This is a genomic window from Chromobacterium sp. LK11, assembly GCF_001043705.1.
Classification (GTDB): Bacteria; Pseudomonadota; Gammaproteobacteria; order Burkholderiales; family Chromobacteriaceae; genus Chromobacterium; species Chromobacterium alkanivorans.
Window position 1 is genome coordinate 95,597 of record NZ_LDUR01000015.1, and the last position, 12,596, is coordinate 108,192.

The window sequence follows — 12,596 nt, forward strand, 5'->3', positions numbered from 1 at the left end:
CCGCGGCAGCATACGCCGCCTGCGCCGCCGACTCAATGGGGCGCGGGCGGCGACGCGGCTTAAGCGCCGACGGCGTTGGAGCCGAACACTTCGAAATGCACCCGCTCCGCCGCCACGCCCAGGTCCAGCAGGCTGGCGCGCTGCGCCAGCATGAAGCCCACCGGGCCGCACAGATAGTAGTCGGCGTCCGGCAGCAGCGTCATCTCGCGCAACTGGCTCAGCTGCAGACGGCCCTGCTGCTGGTAGTCGCGGCCCAGCGCATCCTCCGCGCGCGGCGCCTCATAGCAGACATGGGCACGCAGCTGCGCGTGACGATCCTGCAATTGCCGCAAGCCGTCGCGCATCGCATGCGCGCCGCCGTGGCGCGCCGCGTGCAGATAGCGGATTTCGCGGCGGCTGCCGGTTTTCAGCAAATGGCGCAGCATGGACAGCATGGGCGTCTGGCCGACGCCGGCGCTGATCAGCACCACCGGGCCGCTGCGCTCTTCGTGCAGGAAGAAATCGCCCTGCGGCGCGCTCAGCTCCAGAATGTCGCCCTCCCGCTTTTCCGCGTGCAGCAGATTGGATACCCGGCCGGCCGGCTTGCCTTCGCCGCCGGCCTCGCGCTTGACCGAAATCCGCAAATGTTCGCCGTTGGGCGCGTCCGACAGGCTGTACTGGCGCGGCTGGGCCAGGCCCCATTCCTCGACGAAGCATTTGACCGACACGTATTGGCCTGGCCGGAATCCCGGCACCGCGCCGCTGTCGGCCGGCACCAGATAGAAGGAGGTGATTTCCTCGCTCTCCACCACCTTGCGCGCGATGCGGAACGGCCGCCAGCCGGCCCAGCCGCCGTCGGCGTTGGCGGCGGCGCGGTACAGTTCGCGCTCCTCGGCGATCAAGATGTCCGCCAGCTGGCCGTAGGCGGCGGCCCAGGCATCGATCAGCTCCGGCGTCGCCGCCTCGCCCAACACCTCCTGGATGGACGCCAGCAAGTGCTTGCCGACGATGGGATAGTGCTCGGCGCGAATGCCCAGGCTGACGTGCTTGTGCGCCACCCGGGTCAGCACCGGCGCCAGCGGCGACGGATCGTCGATGTGCTGGGCGTAGGCCAGCACCGCCATCGCCAGCGCCTGCTGTTGCTGACCGGAGTGCTGATGCCCCTGGTTGAAGACATTTTTCAACTCGGGGTTGTGACTGAACATGCGGCGATAGAAATGGCTGGTCAACGCCAGACCGTGTTGCTGCAACACCGGAACAGTGGCTTTGACCAGGGCGCGGACTTCGAGGCTCAACATGGCGGGCTCCTAAAGATGTGTGTTTTATACATTTTATTGTGGGTAAAAAATGCCGGTTGATCGCCGGCGGCCTTAAAGATGTAAAAATAATACATCTTTATCGCCGCATTGTCACCGCCGCGTAAAAACAGCCGCGCCTGGCAAGCTTGACCCAAGTCAACACCGCCGGAATACCGATTGCATAAGATCGTCACATTCTTACGGCATAAGACGGCCGCGCCGCGCCCATGGCGCCGCCGGCCAGACGGGGCGGCTCATGGCATTGGTGCTTTACGACGACGGCAATCACAAATGCGTCGCCTTCACCGAACTGGTGCAAGGCGAAGGCATACAATCCAACCAGTTCGCCATCATCGACCAGGGCGAAGGCATTCTGCTGGACCCCGGCGGCAATCTGACCTACAAGCATTTGATCGCGGAGCTGGCCGACTATTTCCTGCCCTCGCACACCCGCTACATCTTCGCCTCGCACCAGGACCCGGACATCATCGCCTCGGTGGGCGGCTGGCTGCTGATCACCGACGCCCAGGTGATCATCGCCGAAGAATGGACTCGTTTCCTGCCCCACTTCTGCATGCGCGGCGCCACCGCCGGGCGGCTGGTGGCGATTCCGCCGCGCGGCATGTGGCTGCGGCTGGGCGGCGCGGACCTGCAAATCGTTCCGGCCCATTACCTGCACACCGTCGGCTTTTTCCAGATCTACGACCCGATCAGCAAAATCCTGTTCTCCGGCGACATCGGCGCCTCCTTGATGGACGGCCACGCGGCCGGCCTGCCGGTCAGCGATTTCGACGCCCACCTGCACGACAGCCACATGCTCGCCTTCCATCGCCGCTATATGTCCAACAACAAGGCCTGCCGGCTGTGGGTGGACATGGTTCGCCGGCTGGACATCGAATGGATCGTGCCGCAACACGGCGGCTCCTTCCAGGGCAAGGCCATGGTGAAACGCTTCCTGGACTGGTTCGAAACCCTGGAGTGCGGCACCGACCTGATCGGCCCCGCCGATTTCACGCCGCCGCCGCGCGAGGTGCCGCGCCATGACTGACTGGCTGCCGCAGAACCATGTCGATCTGGTCGTCGGCCTGGCGCTGGCCATGGGCCTGCTGACCTTGCTGGCCGCGCTGCGCTGGCAAGCGCGCCGCGACCGCGCCGCGCAAGCGCGGGACGAGGGCATTTCCTTGAGCGAGCCGGACCCAAGCGACGCCGGCGACGCCGAGCAGCCTTATCAGGTGGACGAGCTGGATTCGCTCGCCGAGGTCGACATCTTCATCGAGTTCGGCTATCTGGAACAGGCGGCGCAAGCGCTGCGCCATTACGTGGACCGGCTGGCGCCGCACTCCGCCAAGCAGCTGCAAAGGCTGGCCGGCCTCTACCTGCAAACCGGCGCGCTGGACGACTACGCCGCGATGCTGGAACGACAGCACGACCTGGCGCTGATCGGGCGGGAGGCCTTGGAACAGGCGGTGGAGGCCGGGCTGCGCGCCGAACGCAACCACCTGGCCCTGCGCGTGCTGGCCGAGCAAAGACTGGGCTGGGACCCGGAGGCGGTCGGCCTGCGCCTGGGCGACGACGCGCCGGGCCTCGCCGTGGCGGCGCCCGGCGATGACGCGGCGGAGACGACAGAAGCCATCCTCCCCTCCCCATCGTCGCCCTCCATCGCCGCCGCGCGGCCGCAAGCCTTGCTGCATGGCTGCGCCCCGCTGTTTCCGCTGAATGAAAGGGAGAAGGACGCCATCGCCGCGCTGCTGCCGGCCGAACGCCAGGCCAGGGTCTGGCTGCGCTGGCAAGAATACGCGGCGGCGACGACGGCGCTGGAGCGGACGCTGGCTTTGCGGCCCCACTCGCTGACGCATCTGCTGGACCTGCTGCACGTGCATTACCGGCAACGGCAACTGCCGCGCTATGCGCGGACGCTGTGGCGCTTCCATCTGGCGCTGGGCGAACACGGCGCCGGCCTCAAGGAGCAATTGACCCACGCCGGCTGGCTGCTCGGCGCCCACCCGGTGCTGGACCTGCTGGCGCGGCGCCCGGAGCGGCCGGAGCTGGAACGCATCGGCCGCAGCTTCGGTTTCAGCGGCGTCCCGCCGGCCGCCGCGCCTCTGCGCCGGCCGCTGGTGACGCGGCAAGCCGCGGCGGAGGCGGCCGAAATCGTCGACGCGCGCGGCGAGGCCGACGCCTACCTCAACGAAGGCCAGGTCGACATGGCGATCCACACCCTGGAGCAAGCGGTGTTGAGCCGGCCGGAAGACGCCGCCAACTATCCGCCTTTGCTGCAGCTTTACCGCCGCCAGGACGACCGGGCGCGCTTCCAATGGCTATTGCAGCAGCTGCGCGGCCATGTCGCGCGGCTGCCGCTGGAGGTCAGCGCGCAACTGGCCGGTTTCGACATCGACGCGGGCTCCGCCCGTCGGCGCATGCTGGCCGCCTGAGCACGCCCATGCCGCGCCCCGTCTCTCCCGCCTCCGACATCGCCGTGCTCGCCGTCGGCATGGACAATCGCAAGCTGGCCCTGCTACGCATGGCCTTCCGCCTGCACCACAGCATGCGCTACCGCTTGCTGGAGTCCCCGTCCGGCGAACACGCGCCGGACCTGGCCATCGTCGATGTGGACAGTCCCGTCGGCTGGCAAGCCTGGGAGGATTTCCGCATCCGTCATCCGACCTTGCCGGCCTTGATCGTCGCCGCGACGCCGCCGGAGCGCCCGCCCGCCGTCACGCTGGCCAAACCGCTGCGGGTGGAATCCTTGTTCCTCCAACTGCAAGCGGCGCTGCGGTCCGTTCCCGTCGCGGAACCGACTCCGGCGACGGCCCCCGCACCCCGGCCCGAACCGACCGCCGCGCCGGCTCCGCCGCCGGCCGCCCCGTCTATCTCCATCGCCCGCTTCGACCCGCGCCGCGGCCTGCTCGGCGCGACGACGCGGCTGGCCCGCCAAGCGCGGCCGGCGCTGTTGCTGGCCGACGGCCGGCCCTTGCTGTGGCTGCGGCCGGACCGCGCGCTGGCGCAATGCCTGCAGCCGGCGGAACAATTGCGCGAGCTGTGCCGGCAAGACGCGCCCGCGCTGCAAGCGCAAGCCGCCGACGCCAGCGCCGGCGGCCTCAACCAGCCGTTGCCGGCGCTGCTGTGGCAGTTGGCGATCTGGAGCAGCCAGGGCCGGCTGCCGGCCGGCATCGGCGCGGACACCCCGCTGCGGCTGCGACAATGGCCCAACCTGACCCGGCTGGCGGCGCTGCCGGACGCCACGCGCCTGAGCGCGCTGCTGACCAAGACGCCGGCCACGCTGCGCATCATCGTCCGGCTGCTGCGCGTCGACCCCGAACACGCCTGCACCTTCCTGGCCGCCGCCCACGCCCTCGGCCTGCTGGACTGGAACAGCGAGGCGCCGGCGCTGAAAGTGATCTCCAGCGCGCCGGTGCGCCCCGACCCGACACAGCCCGGAACCGTCGCGCCCGAGCGCGCCGGCTTCCTGTCCCGACTCTTGCAAAGAGTGAGCCGCTTGTGAGCCTCACCACCTTCCATCATGCGCAGCCCCGATAACAAAATCCTCTTCGCCGGCCCGGTGGGCGCAGGCAAAACCACCGCCATCGCCGCCATCAGCGACATCGCGCCTATCCGCACCGACGCCAAGGCCAGCGACATGACCTTGCATCGCAAAGACCACACCACGGTGGCGCTGGACTACGGCATGCTGCGCCTGGACGCCGACACCAAGGTCCACCTCTACGGCACCCCCGGCCAGGAGCGCTTCGACTTCATGTGGGACATCGTCAGCCGCGGCAGCATCGGCCTGATCCTGCTGCTGGACCACAGCCGCGCCAACCCGCTGCAGGACCTGGGCTTCTTCCTGCGCGCCTTCGAACCGCTGCTGCGCCGCGCGCCGCTGGCGCTGGGCGTCAGCAAGACCGACCTCGCGCCGCTGTCCGCCACCGCCGTCTACGCCGAGGCGCTGGCCGCGCGCGGGCTCAGCGCGCCGGTGTTCGAAGTGGACTGCCGTCGCCGCGAAGACATCAAGCAGCTGCTGCTGGCGCTGCTGTACTCGATAGACCCGGGCCTGGGAGAGCCGCAATGAACGATGAACTGCGCCTGAGCGGGCCGCTCTATCCGATGGCCACCCCGGCCGGCGCCTTTTACGCCGTCGCCGGAGCGGAAGCCGACCTGACCCGCCGCCTGCTGCTCAACATCCTGCGGCTGGGCCATGCGGTGCCGCTCAGCGAGCCCTTGCTCAGCGAGTGGTGCGACGACGAGCTGGAACAGGCGCTGGCCACCCTTTACCGCTTGCAGCGGCTGGAGTTCGTCCACGGCACCGCCGAGCCGCGGCCGGCCGCCGCCGGCAACCTGGAAAGCCAGTTGCCGGAGCTGCTGGCGGCGCTGTCCGGCAGCGGCCAGGCGCTGCTGGCCGACGACAACGGCCTGTATTACGCCACCGCCGGCTTCCGCCACGAAACCGCCGAGGAAATCGCCGCGCTGGCCGGCGACTTGATGTCCTTGAGCCGCCGACACCATTTGCTGCTGAAAAACCACCTCAACCTGGGCAGCGCCGCCTGGGCCGCGGTGGACCCGGCCGGCCGCAGCCAACTGGCTTTTTACCCCTTGCACGTGGCGCAGCAGGCCTTCGCGCTGATCATAGGCGGCGAGCCGCGGCTGCAAAGCGAAGCCTTCGTCGGCCTGGTGGAACTGCTGGTGCGCCGCTACGCCTGAACCCCGGCCGCGCGGCGGCCGGCGCATTGAACAAACCTGGAGAACCCCATGCGTGAACAGATGCTCAAATCCATTCTGAGCGACCTCAACGGCGCGTCCGCCGACATTGAAGCATCCGCCATCATTTCCGCCGACGGCCTGACCATGGCGGCCCTGCTGCCGCAGGAAGTGGACGAAGACCGCGTTGGTGCGATGGCGGCGGCGATGCTGTCGCTGGGCGAACGCACCGCCCGCGAGCTGGCGCGCGGCGGCCTGGAACAAGTGATGGTCAAGGGCGAGCACGGCTACATCCTGATGAGCCACGCCAGCCCGGACGCGGTGCTGACCGTGATCGCGCGGCGCGAAGCCAAGCTGGGCCTGATTTTCCTGGACGCCAAGCGCGCGGCGCGCAGCATCGCCGAAATCCTCTAGAAAGCCGGCCTATACTTGGCGGCGCATGGCCGGCACAATACGGTTTTGCTTACGCGCAAGACCCGCTCCATGTGGAAAACCCTACTCGCCATCTCCGTCGGCGCCGCGCTGGGCGCGCTGCTTCGCTGGGCGCTGGGCGTCAAACTGAACAGCCTGTGGCCCAGCCTGCCGCCGGGAACCCTGGCCGCCAATCTGATCGGCGGCTACATCATCGGCCTGGCCGTCGCCTTCTTCGCCAGCGCGCCTGGCGTGTCGCCGCTGTGGCGGCTGCTGGTGATCACCGGCTTCTGCGGCGGCCTGACCACCTTCTCCACCTTTTCCGCCGAAGTCGTCGCCTTGCTGCAGCAGCAACGGCTGCTGCCGGCGCTGACCGCCGTCGCCGTCCACGTCTGCGGCTCTTTGCTGGCCACGCTGGCCGGCATCGCCAGCTGGCAATGGCTGCGCTGGCTCAAGAGCTGAACGCTGTTTAATGCGTGGCCCCGCCGGTCTCGACAATGTCCGTCGTCGCCGTCAGGGCCGTCTCCAGCGCCAGCCGCAGACCGGCGACTATCGTCTCCAGGCTCATGCTGGGCGCGCCGGGATGCGCGGCGGCCTGCTCCGGCAAATAGGGAATGTGGATGAAGCCGCCGCGCGCCGGCGCGCCGGCCAAGGCGTGCATCAGGCCGTAGAACACATGATTGCAGACAAAGGTGCCGGCGCTTTGCGACACCGCCGCCGGAATGCCGGCTTCGCGCAGCGCCGCCGCCTGCGCCTTGATAGGCAAGGTGGAGAAATAAGCGGCCGGCCCGCCCGGCACCACCGGACGGTCTATCGGCCGCCGGCCGGCGTTGTCCGCGATGCGAGCGTCGTCGACATTGATCGCCACCCGCTCCAGCGACAGCTCGGGGCGTCCTCCCGCCTGCCCCACCGCCACGATCAGCGCCGGCCGCAACGCCGCCATCTCGCCGCGCAAAACGTGCAAGGCCTCGCCGAACACGCAGGGCAGCCGCCGCGCGGCCACCACCGCGCCCGCCAGAGACTCGCCGTCCAGCCGGCTCGCGGCCTCCCACGACGGATTCACGCTCTCGCCGCCAAACGGCTCGAAGCCCGTCAACAACACGATCTTGCTCATTCACGCTCTCCCTCGTCCAAGGCCAGCAAGGCGAAAGTCCCCAGCCAATGCTCGCCGGTGTAATGACCGCTGACCACATACGGCAGGCCGGCGTCCAGATGCGCCCGCGCGCCCTGCTCCAGCAGAGGCCGCCAAGCGTCGTCCGGCGGCAAGGCCGTCGTCAACTGGCGCAAACACCAGGCGCGGCTCAGATTCAACCCGATCAGGTGGCCGATCTTGGGGTCCGCGCCGTCGCTGACCCGGGCCGGACTCAGCAAGAGGCCGCTCCGCGGCAAATCCGGCAAGAAGGCGCGCAGCCAATCCCTGAACGCCCGCGCCGGCAACAGCCGGCTTAGCAACAAGGCCTGGCATAGGCAGGGCGACAGGAAATCGTCGCCGCTCGGCTCCAGCCGCGCCGGATAATCCGCATCGCTCAGGAAATAACGCCGGGCCGCCGTCTCCAGCGCCCGCGCCAGCTCGGCGTCGCCGGCGGCGCGGGCGTAGTCCAGGCTCAACAGCAGAGCGAAAGAGGTATTGGCGTGCCCGCCGCTGCGGATCGGATAATCCTGCGCAGGCAGAAACGACAGCCAGCGCTGGCGGATCAAGTCCAGCAAGGGCCGCATCGCCGCGCGCCAGTGCCCGGCTTGCGGCAGATCCCAGGCCTCCAGCTCTTGCGCCAAAGCCAGCAGCCAGGCCCAGCCATAGGGCCGCTCAAAGCTGGCGCGCCCCGGCGCGGCGAAATAATCCGCCTCTTCCTGGAGGGCCGGCGGCGAGAAATGGCTGGCGAACAAATCGGCGATCTGGCGCTGCTGCGGCAAGGCCGGGAAACGGCGAGCCAGCCGCGCCAGCAACCAGAAGCCGTGCACGGCGGAGTGCCAGTCGTAGCAGCCGTAAAACACCGGATGCAAGTCGCGCGGCGCGCGCGCGTCGTCCGGCCCGTTCAACAAATGGCTCAGCAGGTTCGGGTATTCCCGAACCAGGCCGGCCAGCGGCAACGCCGCCAGCGCGGAGGCTTGTTGCGGATTCATGCTGTCTCCTCAACGGAACACGATGAAATACATCAACAGGATGTTCACGCCCAGCAAGGCCAGCGCGGTGGGAATCTGGGTCTTGATCACCAGATATCGGTCCTTTAGCTCCAGCAAGGCCGCCGGCACGATGTTGAAATTGGCCGCCATCGGCGTCATCAAGGTGCCGCAGTAACCGGAATACATGCCTATCGCCACCAGCGGCGCCGCGTCGGCGTGCTGGCCGACGATCAGGAAAGGCAGCGCGATGCCGGCGGTCATCACCGGAAAAGCGGCGAAGGCGTTGCCCATGATCATGGTGAACAAGGCCATGCCGATACAGTAGATCGCCACCAGCAGAAAACGATTGCCCGGGTCGACGAACAGGCTGACCGCTTCCTGCACCGCCTGTCCGGTCTTGGCGGCGACGAACACCCCGCCCAGCATCGCCAGCATCTGCGGCAGAATGGCGGCCCAGCCGATGGCGTCCACCAGGCGGCGCGATTCGCGCACCGCCTGCAGCGGAGTGCCGCCGGTCAGCTTCCAGCCCAGCAGCACCGCGCAGACGCAGGCCACCGCCAGGGCGGCCAGAGTCAGATGCTTCTGATCCAGCACGGCGCCGCCGCCGATCTCGACGCCTTTCAGCGACAAGGTGCAGGCCACGGTCAACAACGGAATCAGCAAGGCGGGCAGGAAGATCTTGTTGCCCAGGCGGCTGGCGGCGTCCCGCCGCTGCTGCTCGCCGCTTTGGGCATAGCTGCCCGGAGCCAGCAGGCCGGCGCCGGCCAGCAGGGCGAGCGCGATCACGATCAGCCCCACCAGACGATAAGCCATCGCCTTGCCCAGGGCCGCCGTCATCAAGTCGCCGAACAAGAAGGTGGCGCCGAACAGAAACCAGAACAGCGCGGTGGTGTAGCGCTTGGGGTTGCCGCGGTCGCGCAGCGTCATGCCCACCAGCAACATCACCACGATGCCGATCAGATAATAAACATCATGAATGCTGAACCACGTCTTCATGCCGCAGCCTCCTGTTGCGCGCGCCAGGCGGCGACATCGCGTTGCAGCCGGGCGTCAAGCCGCGCCAGCCGCGCCATGTGGATGATCAGCGCGCAGACGGCGGTGGGAATCGCCCACAGGCCGATGTGCAGCGGTTCGATATTGGCGATGCCGTTTTCCTTGAGGAAGGCGTCCATCAACAACACCGCGCCGAAGGCGATGAAGATGTCCTCGCCGAAAAACACCGCGATATTGTCGCAGGCGGCGGCATGGGCGCGAATGCGGTCGCGCAAGACCGGCGGCAACTCACCCAGCTGGTTGGCGGCGGCGCCCTCGGCCATCGGCGCCAGCAAGGGGCGCACGGTTTGAGCATGGCCGCCCAGATTGATCAGGCCCAGCGCCGCGGTCAGCTCGCGCACCACGAAGTACAGCATCAGAATGCGCGCGGTGGTGGCGCTCCGGATGCCGGCTATCCATTGCTGGGCGCGTTCTTTCAGGCCGTAGCGCTCCAGCAGGCCTATCACCGGCAGAATCAGGATGAAGGTGGCCAATTGGCGACTATTGAGGAATTTCTCGCCGAAGGTTTCCAGCAGCGCGCCCACATCCATGCCGACCGCCAAACCGGTCGCCAGGCCGGCGGCGGTGACCACCAGCAGCGGATTGAAGCGCAAGGCGAAGCCCGCCACCACGACGGGAATGCCCACCAGGGGCAGATAGGATGCAAGATCCATGCAGTTTCTCCTTTGTATGATGGAAATGGCCGCCTGCGGGCGGCTCTCGTTTCCGGGTAAAACTCACAAGGCGACGATGCTCACGCCCTCCTGTTCCAGGCGCCGGCGCAGCAGCCGCGCGAATTGCAGCGCGTGCGCGCCGTCTCCGTGCAGGCAAACGCTGTCGGCGCGAATCTCCAGCTCGCCGCCGTCCAGGCAAGCCACGCGCCCGCGCAACACCAGATCCAGCGTCTGGCGCAAAGCCTGCTCCGCGTCTTCGATCACCGCGCCCGGCGTTCCGCGCGGCGCCAGGCTGCCGTCGGCCAGATAGGCGCGATCGGCGAACACTTCTTCTATCGCTTGCAGACCGTGACGCCGCGCGGCGCGGCCGGATTCGCCGCCGGCCAGGCCGACCAGCCGCAGTTCGGGATCGAAATCCCTCACCGCGCGGGCAACGGCGTCGGCCAGCGCCGGATCGCGCGCCGCCTGGTTGTACAGCGCGCCGTGCGGCTTGACATGGCGCAGCCGCGTCCCGGCGGCGCGCGCCATGCCCGCCAGCGCGCCCACCTGATACAGAGTGTCCTGATACACCAGCTCCGGCGCGCGCGGCATCGACCGGCGGCCGAAATGCTCGCGGTCGGGAAAGCTGGGGTGGGCGCCCGGCGCCACTCCGCGCCGCATCGCGTCCCGCAGCGCCCGCCACATGGTTTCGGCGTCGCCCGCGTGCCAGCCGCAGGCGATGTTGACCGAGCTGACCTGATCCATGATCGCGGCGTCGTCGCCGCAGCCCTCGCCGATGTCGGCGTTCAAATCGATCTGCATGTCTGGCTCCAATCCTGTCCCTGCAAGTGCCGGCGCAGGCTTAAGCGCGCCGCCGCTGTCTGTTGCGCGTCCACCATCTTGAAACGCAGCTTGGCGCCCGGCCGCGCCTGAGCCAGCTTCCACAAATCCGCCTCGATCACGCAGGCGATGCGCGGATAACCGCCGGTCGCCTGCGCGTCCGCCAGCAATACGATGGGCTGGCCGCCCGGCGGCGCCTGCACCACGCCGGGCAAGACCCCGTGGGAAGGCAAATCGCCGGCGGCCTCGCGCGTCAGCGCCTCGCCCTGCAAGCGGTAGCCCATGCGGTTGCTCTGCGCGGACACCGTCCACTCGCCCTCGCTGAACGCCTGCCGCGCCGCCCGGGCGAACTGCGGCCACTCCGGCCCCGGCAGCGCGCGCACCAGCGGCGACCAGCCGAGATTGCGCCGGCCCAGCCGGCCGGACAGCGGCGCCGCCGGCCCCAGCGGCAAGCGGTCGCCGGCCTCCAGCGCCCGCCCCATCCAGCCGCCCAGGCCCGCTTGCAGATCGGTGGCGCGCGCGCCCAGCACCAGGGGCGCGTCGATGCCGCCGGCCAGGGCGAGATAGGCGCGCATGCCGTGGCGGCAGCCGCGCAGCAGCAATTGCTGGCCCGCGCGCGCCGGATACCGCCAGCCGCTCCACACCGGCTCGCCGTCCAGCTCCGCGCCGAAATCCGCGCCCATCAGCGCGAACCAGCCATCGCGCAGAAAGCGCGCGCCAAACGGCCCCAGAGCCACTTCGATGCCGGCCGCGTCCGCGGCATTGCCCAACAAACGGTTGGCCATGATCAGCGCCGGCGCGTCCAGCGCGCCGCACTGCGCCACGCCGAGGTGGCGCAAGCCATGCCGGCCCAGGTCCTGCACCGTGCTCTGAATGCCCGGCTGCGTGATTTCAATCATCGCCGCTCTCCCGCGGCGCGAAGCGCACGCTGTCGCCAGGCAGCAGCAAGGACGGTTGCTCGCGGCGCGGATCGAACAACGTCAGTTCGGTGCGGCCGATGATCTGCCAGCCGCCGGGGCTGACCGCCGGATAAATGCCGGTCTGAGCGCCGCCTATGCCCACCGAGCCGGCCGGCACCGCCAGCCTGGGCTCGGCGCGCCGCGGCGTGGCCAGACGTTCCGGCAGGCCGCCCAGATAGGCGAAGCCGGGCTGAAAACCGAGGAAATACACCACGTAGTCGACCGAGGCATGCGCGGCGACGACGGCCTCTTCGCTCAGGCCGGCGTGCGCCGCCACCGCGGCCAGGTCCGGCCCGTGGCGGCCGCCGTAGCGCACCGGCACCTCCACCCGCCGCACACGCGGCTCGGCCTCCTCCGCCTGCGTCCAGCCGCGGCGCAGGCGCTCCAGCCAAGCCTCGCCGTCGTCGGCGTCCGGATCGAAGATCAAGGTGAGGTTGTTCATGCCGGGCACCACGTCGATCAGCCCGGCCGCGCCCGTCAGCGTCTGCGCCAGCCACCAGATGCGGCGCTGGCACGCCAGATCGGCCGGCCTGACGCTCTCCAGCACGGCGGCGCGCTCGCCCAGCAGGTAATAGCGCGTTGAGTTCGATGCCAAGCCATCCTCCCTT

General features: G+C 68.9%; 15 protein-coding genes. 7 read left to right on the forward strand and 8 right to left on the reverse strand.

All coding sequences use genetic code 11. The annotated features are described in order from the left end of the window. Nucleotides 1-59: 59 nt before the first annotated feature. Nucleotides 60-1,277 (reverse strand): NO-inducible flavohemoprotein, encoded by a 1,218-nt coding sequence (gene hmpA / locus VK98_RS10410; RefSeq protein WP_048413957.1) that lies wholly within the window; start codon nt 1,275-1,277, stop codon nt 60-62. A 256-nt stretch (nt 1,278-1,533) separates the two neighbouring features. Between hmpA and VK98_RS10415 the strand changes: the two genes are divergently transcribed. From VK98_RS10415 to crcB, 7 genes are all read left to right on the forward strand, one after another. Next, nucleotides 1,534-2,325 carry an MBL fold metallo-hydrolase gene (locus tag VK98_RS10415; RefSeq protein WP_048413958.1) on the forward strand — a complete coding sequence of 264 codons (792 nt, stop codon included), beginning with the start codon at nt 1,534-1,536 and terminating at the stop codon, nt 2,323-2,325. Then, nucleotides 2,318-3,709 carry a hypothetical protein gene (locus VK98_RS10420; RefSeq protein WP_048413959.1) on the forward strand — a complete coding sequence of 464 codons (1,392 nt, stop codon included), beginning with the start codon at nt 2,318-2,320 and terminating at the stop codon, nt 3,707-3,709. The genes VK98_RS10415 and VK98_RS10420 overlap by 8 nt, the downstream gene beginning before the upstream one ends. 8 nt (nt 3,710-3,717) lie before the next feature. Further along, nucleotides 3,718-4,779, forward strand: a complete 1,062-nt coding sequence (locus tag VK98_RS10425; RefSeq protein WP_048413960.1) for a hypothetical protein — start codon at nt 3,718-3,720, stop codon at nt 4,777-4,779. An 18-nt stretch (nt 4,780-4,797) separates the two neighbouring features. Continuing rightward, entirely contained in the window at nt 4,798-5,346 is a 549-nt protein-coding gene (locus VK98_RS10430; RefSeq protein ID WP_048413961.1) for an ATP/GTP-binding protein, read from the forward strand. Beyond that, on the forward strand, nt 5,343-5,975 hold the full coding sequence (locus tag VK98_RS10435; RefSeq protein ID WP_048413962.1) for a hypothetical protein: 633 nt from the start codon (nt 5,343-5,345) through the stop codon (nt 5,973-5,975). The genes VK98_RS10430 and VK98_RS10435 overlap by 4 nt, the downstream gene beginning before the upstream one ends. Nucleotides 5,976-6,023: 48 nt before the next feature. Beyond that, complete coding sequence (locus VK98_RS10440; RefSeq protein ID WP_048410238.1) at nt 6,024-6,386, forward strand: roadblock/LC7 domain-containing protein; 363 nt, start codon at nt 6,024-6,026, stop codon at nt 6,384-6,386. Between the two features lie 69 nt (nt 6,387-6,455). After that, nucleotides 6,456-6,845: a fluoride efflux transporter CrcB gene (gene crcB / locus VK98_RS10445; RefSeq protein ID WP_048413963.1), complete on the forward strand. Its 390-nt coding sequence runs from the start codon at nt 6,456-6,458 to the stop codon at nt 6,843-6,845. A gap of 7 nt (nt 6,846-6,852) precedes the next feature. Here the strand turns inward: crcB and pcp are convergent, their stop codons facing one another. From pcp to pxpB, 7 genes are all read right to left on the reverse strand, one after another. Continuing rightward, nucleotides 6,853-7,497 carry a pyroglutamyl-peptidase I gene (gene pcp, locus VK98_RS10450; protein ID WP_048413964.1) on the reverse strand — a complete coding sequence of 215 codons (645 nt, stop codon included), beginning with the start codon at nt 7,495-7,497 and terminating at the stop codon, nt 6,853-6,855. After that, nucleotides 7,494-8,504 carry a DUF2891 domain-containing protein gene (locus VK98_RS10455; protein ID WP_048413965.1) on the reverse strand — a complete coding sequence of 337 codons (1,011 nt, stop codon included), beginning with the start codon at nt 8,502-8,504 and terminating at the stop codon, nt 7,494-7,496. Before VK98_RS10455 ends, pcp begins: the two co-directional genes overlap by 4 nt. A gap of 9 nt (nt 8,505-8,513) precedes the next feature. Then, complete coding sequence (locus VK98_RS10460; RefSeq protein ID WP_048413966.1) at nt 8,514-9,500, reverse strand: DUF979 domain-containing protein; 987 nt, start codon at nt 9,498-9,500, stop codon at nt 8,514-8,516. Continuing rightward, nucleotides 9,497-10,210 (reverse strand): DUF969 domain-containing protein, encoded by a 714-nt coding sequence (locus tag VK98_RS10465; RefSeq protein WP_048413967.1) that lies wholly within the window; start codon nt 10,208-10,210, stop codon nt 9,497-9,499. Before VK98_RS10465 ends, VK98_RS10460 begins: the two co-directional genes overlap by 4 nt. Nucleotides 10,211-10,273: 63 nt before the next feature. After that, complete coding sequence (gene pxpA / locus VK98_RS10470; RefSeq protein WP_048413968.1) at nt 10,274-11,011, reverse strand: 5-oxoprolinase subunit PxpA; 738 nt, start codon at nt 11,009-11,011, stop codon at nt 10,274-10,276. Continuing rightward, nucleotides 10,996-11,928 carry a biotin-dependent carboxyltransferase family protein gene (locus tag VK98_RS10475; protein ID WP_048413969.1) on the reverse strand — a complete coding sequence of 311 codons (933 nt, stop codon included), beginning with the start codon at nt 11,926-11,928 and terminating at the stop codon, nt 10,996-10,998. Before VK98_RS10475 ends, pxpA begins: the two co-directional genes overlap by 16 nt. Further along, entirely contained in the window at nt 11,921-12,583 is a 663-nt protein-coding gene (pxpB, locus tag VK98_RS10480) for a 5-oxoprolinase subunit PxpB (RefSeq protein WP_048414030.1), read from the reverse strand. Before pxpB ends, VK98_RS10475 begins: the two co-directional genes overlap by 8 nt. Between the last annotated feature and the right edge of the window lie 13 nt (nt 12,584-12,596).

Excerpts from the sequence above, each read along its gene's own strand:
- hmpA (WP_048413957.1), bottom strand. The coding sequence starts at position 1,277 with ATGTTGAGCCTCGAAGTCCGCGCCCTGGTCAAAGCCACTGTTCCGGTG.
- crcB (WP_048413963.1), top strand. The coding sequence starts at position 6,456 with ATGTGGAAAACCCTACTCGCCATCTCCGTCGGCGCCGCGCTGGGCGCG.
- VK98_RS10415 (WP_048413958.1), top strand. The coding sequence starts at position 1,534 with ATGGCATTGGTGCTTTACGACGACGGCAATCACAAATGCGTCGCCTTC.
- VK98_RS10440 (WP_048410238.1), top strand. The coding sequence starts at position 6,024 with ATGCGTGAACAGATGCTCAAATCCATTCTGAGCGACCTCAACGGCGCG.
- VK98_RS10465 (WP_048413967.1), bottom strand. The coding sequence starts at position 10,210 with ATGGATCTTGCATCCTATCTGCCCCTGGTGGGCATTCCCGTCGTGGTG.
- VK98_RS10460 (WP_048413966.1), bottom strand. The coding sequence starts at position 9,500 with ATGAAGACGTGGTTCAGCATTCATGATGTTTATTATCTGATCGGCATC.
- VK98_RS10455 (WP_048413965.1), bottom strand. The coding sequence starts at position 8,504 with ATGAATCCGCAACAAGCCTCCGCGCTGGCGGCGTTGCCGCTGGCCGGC.
- pcp (WP_048413964.1), bottom strand. The coding sequence starts at position 7,497 with ATGAGCAAGATCGTGTTGTTGACGGGCTTCGAGCCGTTTGGCGGCGAG.
- pxpA (WP_048413968.1), bottom strand. The coding sequence starts at position 11,011 with ATGCAGATCGATTTGAACGCCGACATCGGCGAGGGCTGCGGCGACGAC.
- VK98_RS10475 (WP_048413969.1), bottom strand. The coding sequence starts at position 11,928 with ATGATTGAAATCACGCAGCCGGGCATTCAGAGCACGGTGCAGGACCTG.
- VK98_RS10425 (WP_048413960.1), top strand. The coding sequence starts at position 3,718 with ATGCCGCGCCCCGTCTCTCCCGCCTCCGACATCGCCGTGCTCGCCGTC.
- VK98_RS10420 (WP_048413959.1), top strand. The coding sequence starts at position 2,318 with ATGACTGACTGGCTGCCGCAGAACCATGTCGATCTGGTCGTCGGCCTG.
- VK98_RS10435 (WP_048413962.1), top strand. The coding sequence starts at position 5,343 with ATGAACGATGAACTGCGCCTGAGCGGGCCGCTCTATCCGATGGCCACC.
- VK98_RS10430 (WP_048413961.1), top strand. The coding sequence starts at position 4,798 with ATGCGCAGCCCCGATAACAAAATCCTCTTCGCCGGCCCGGTGGGCGCA.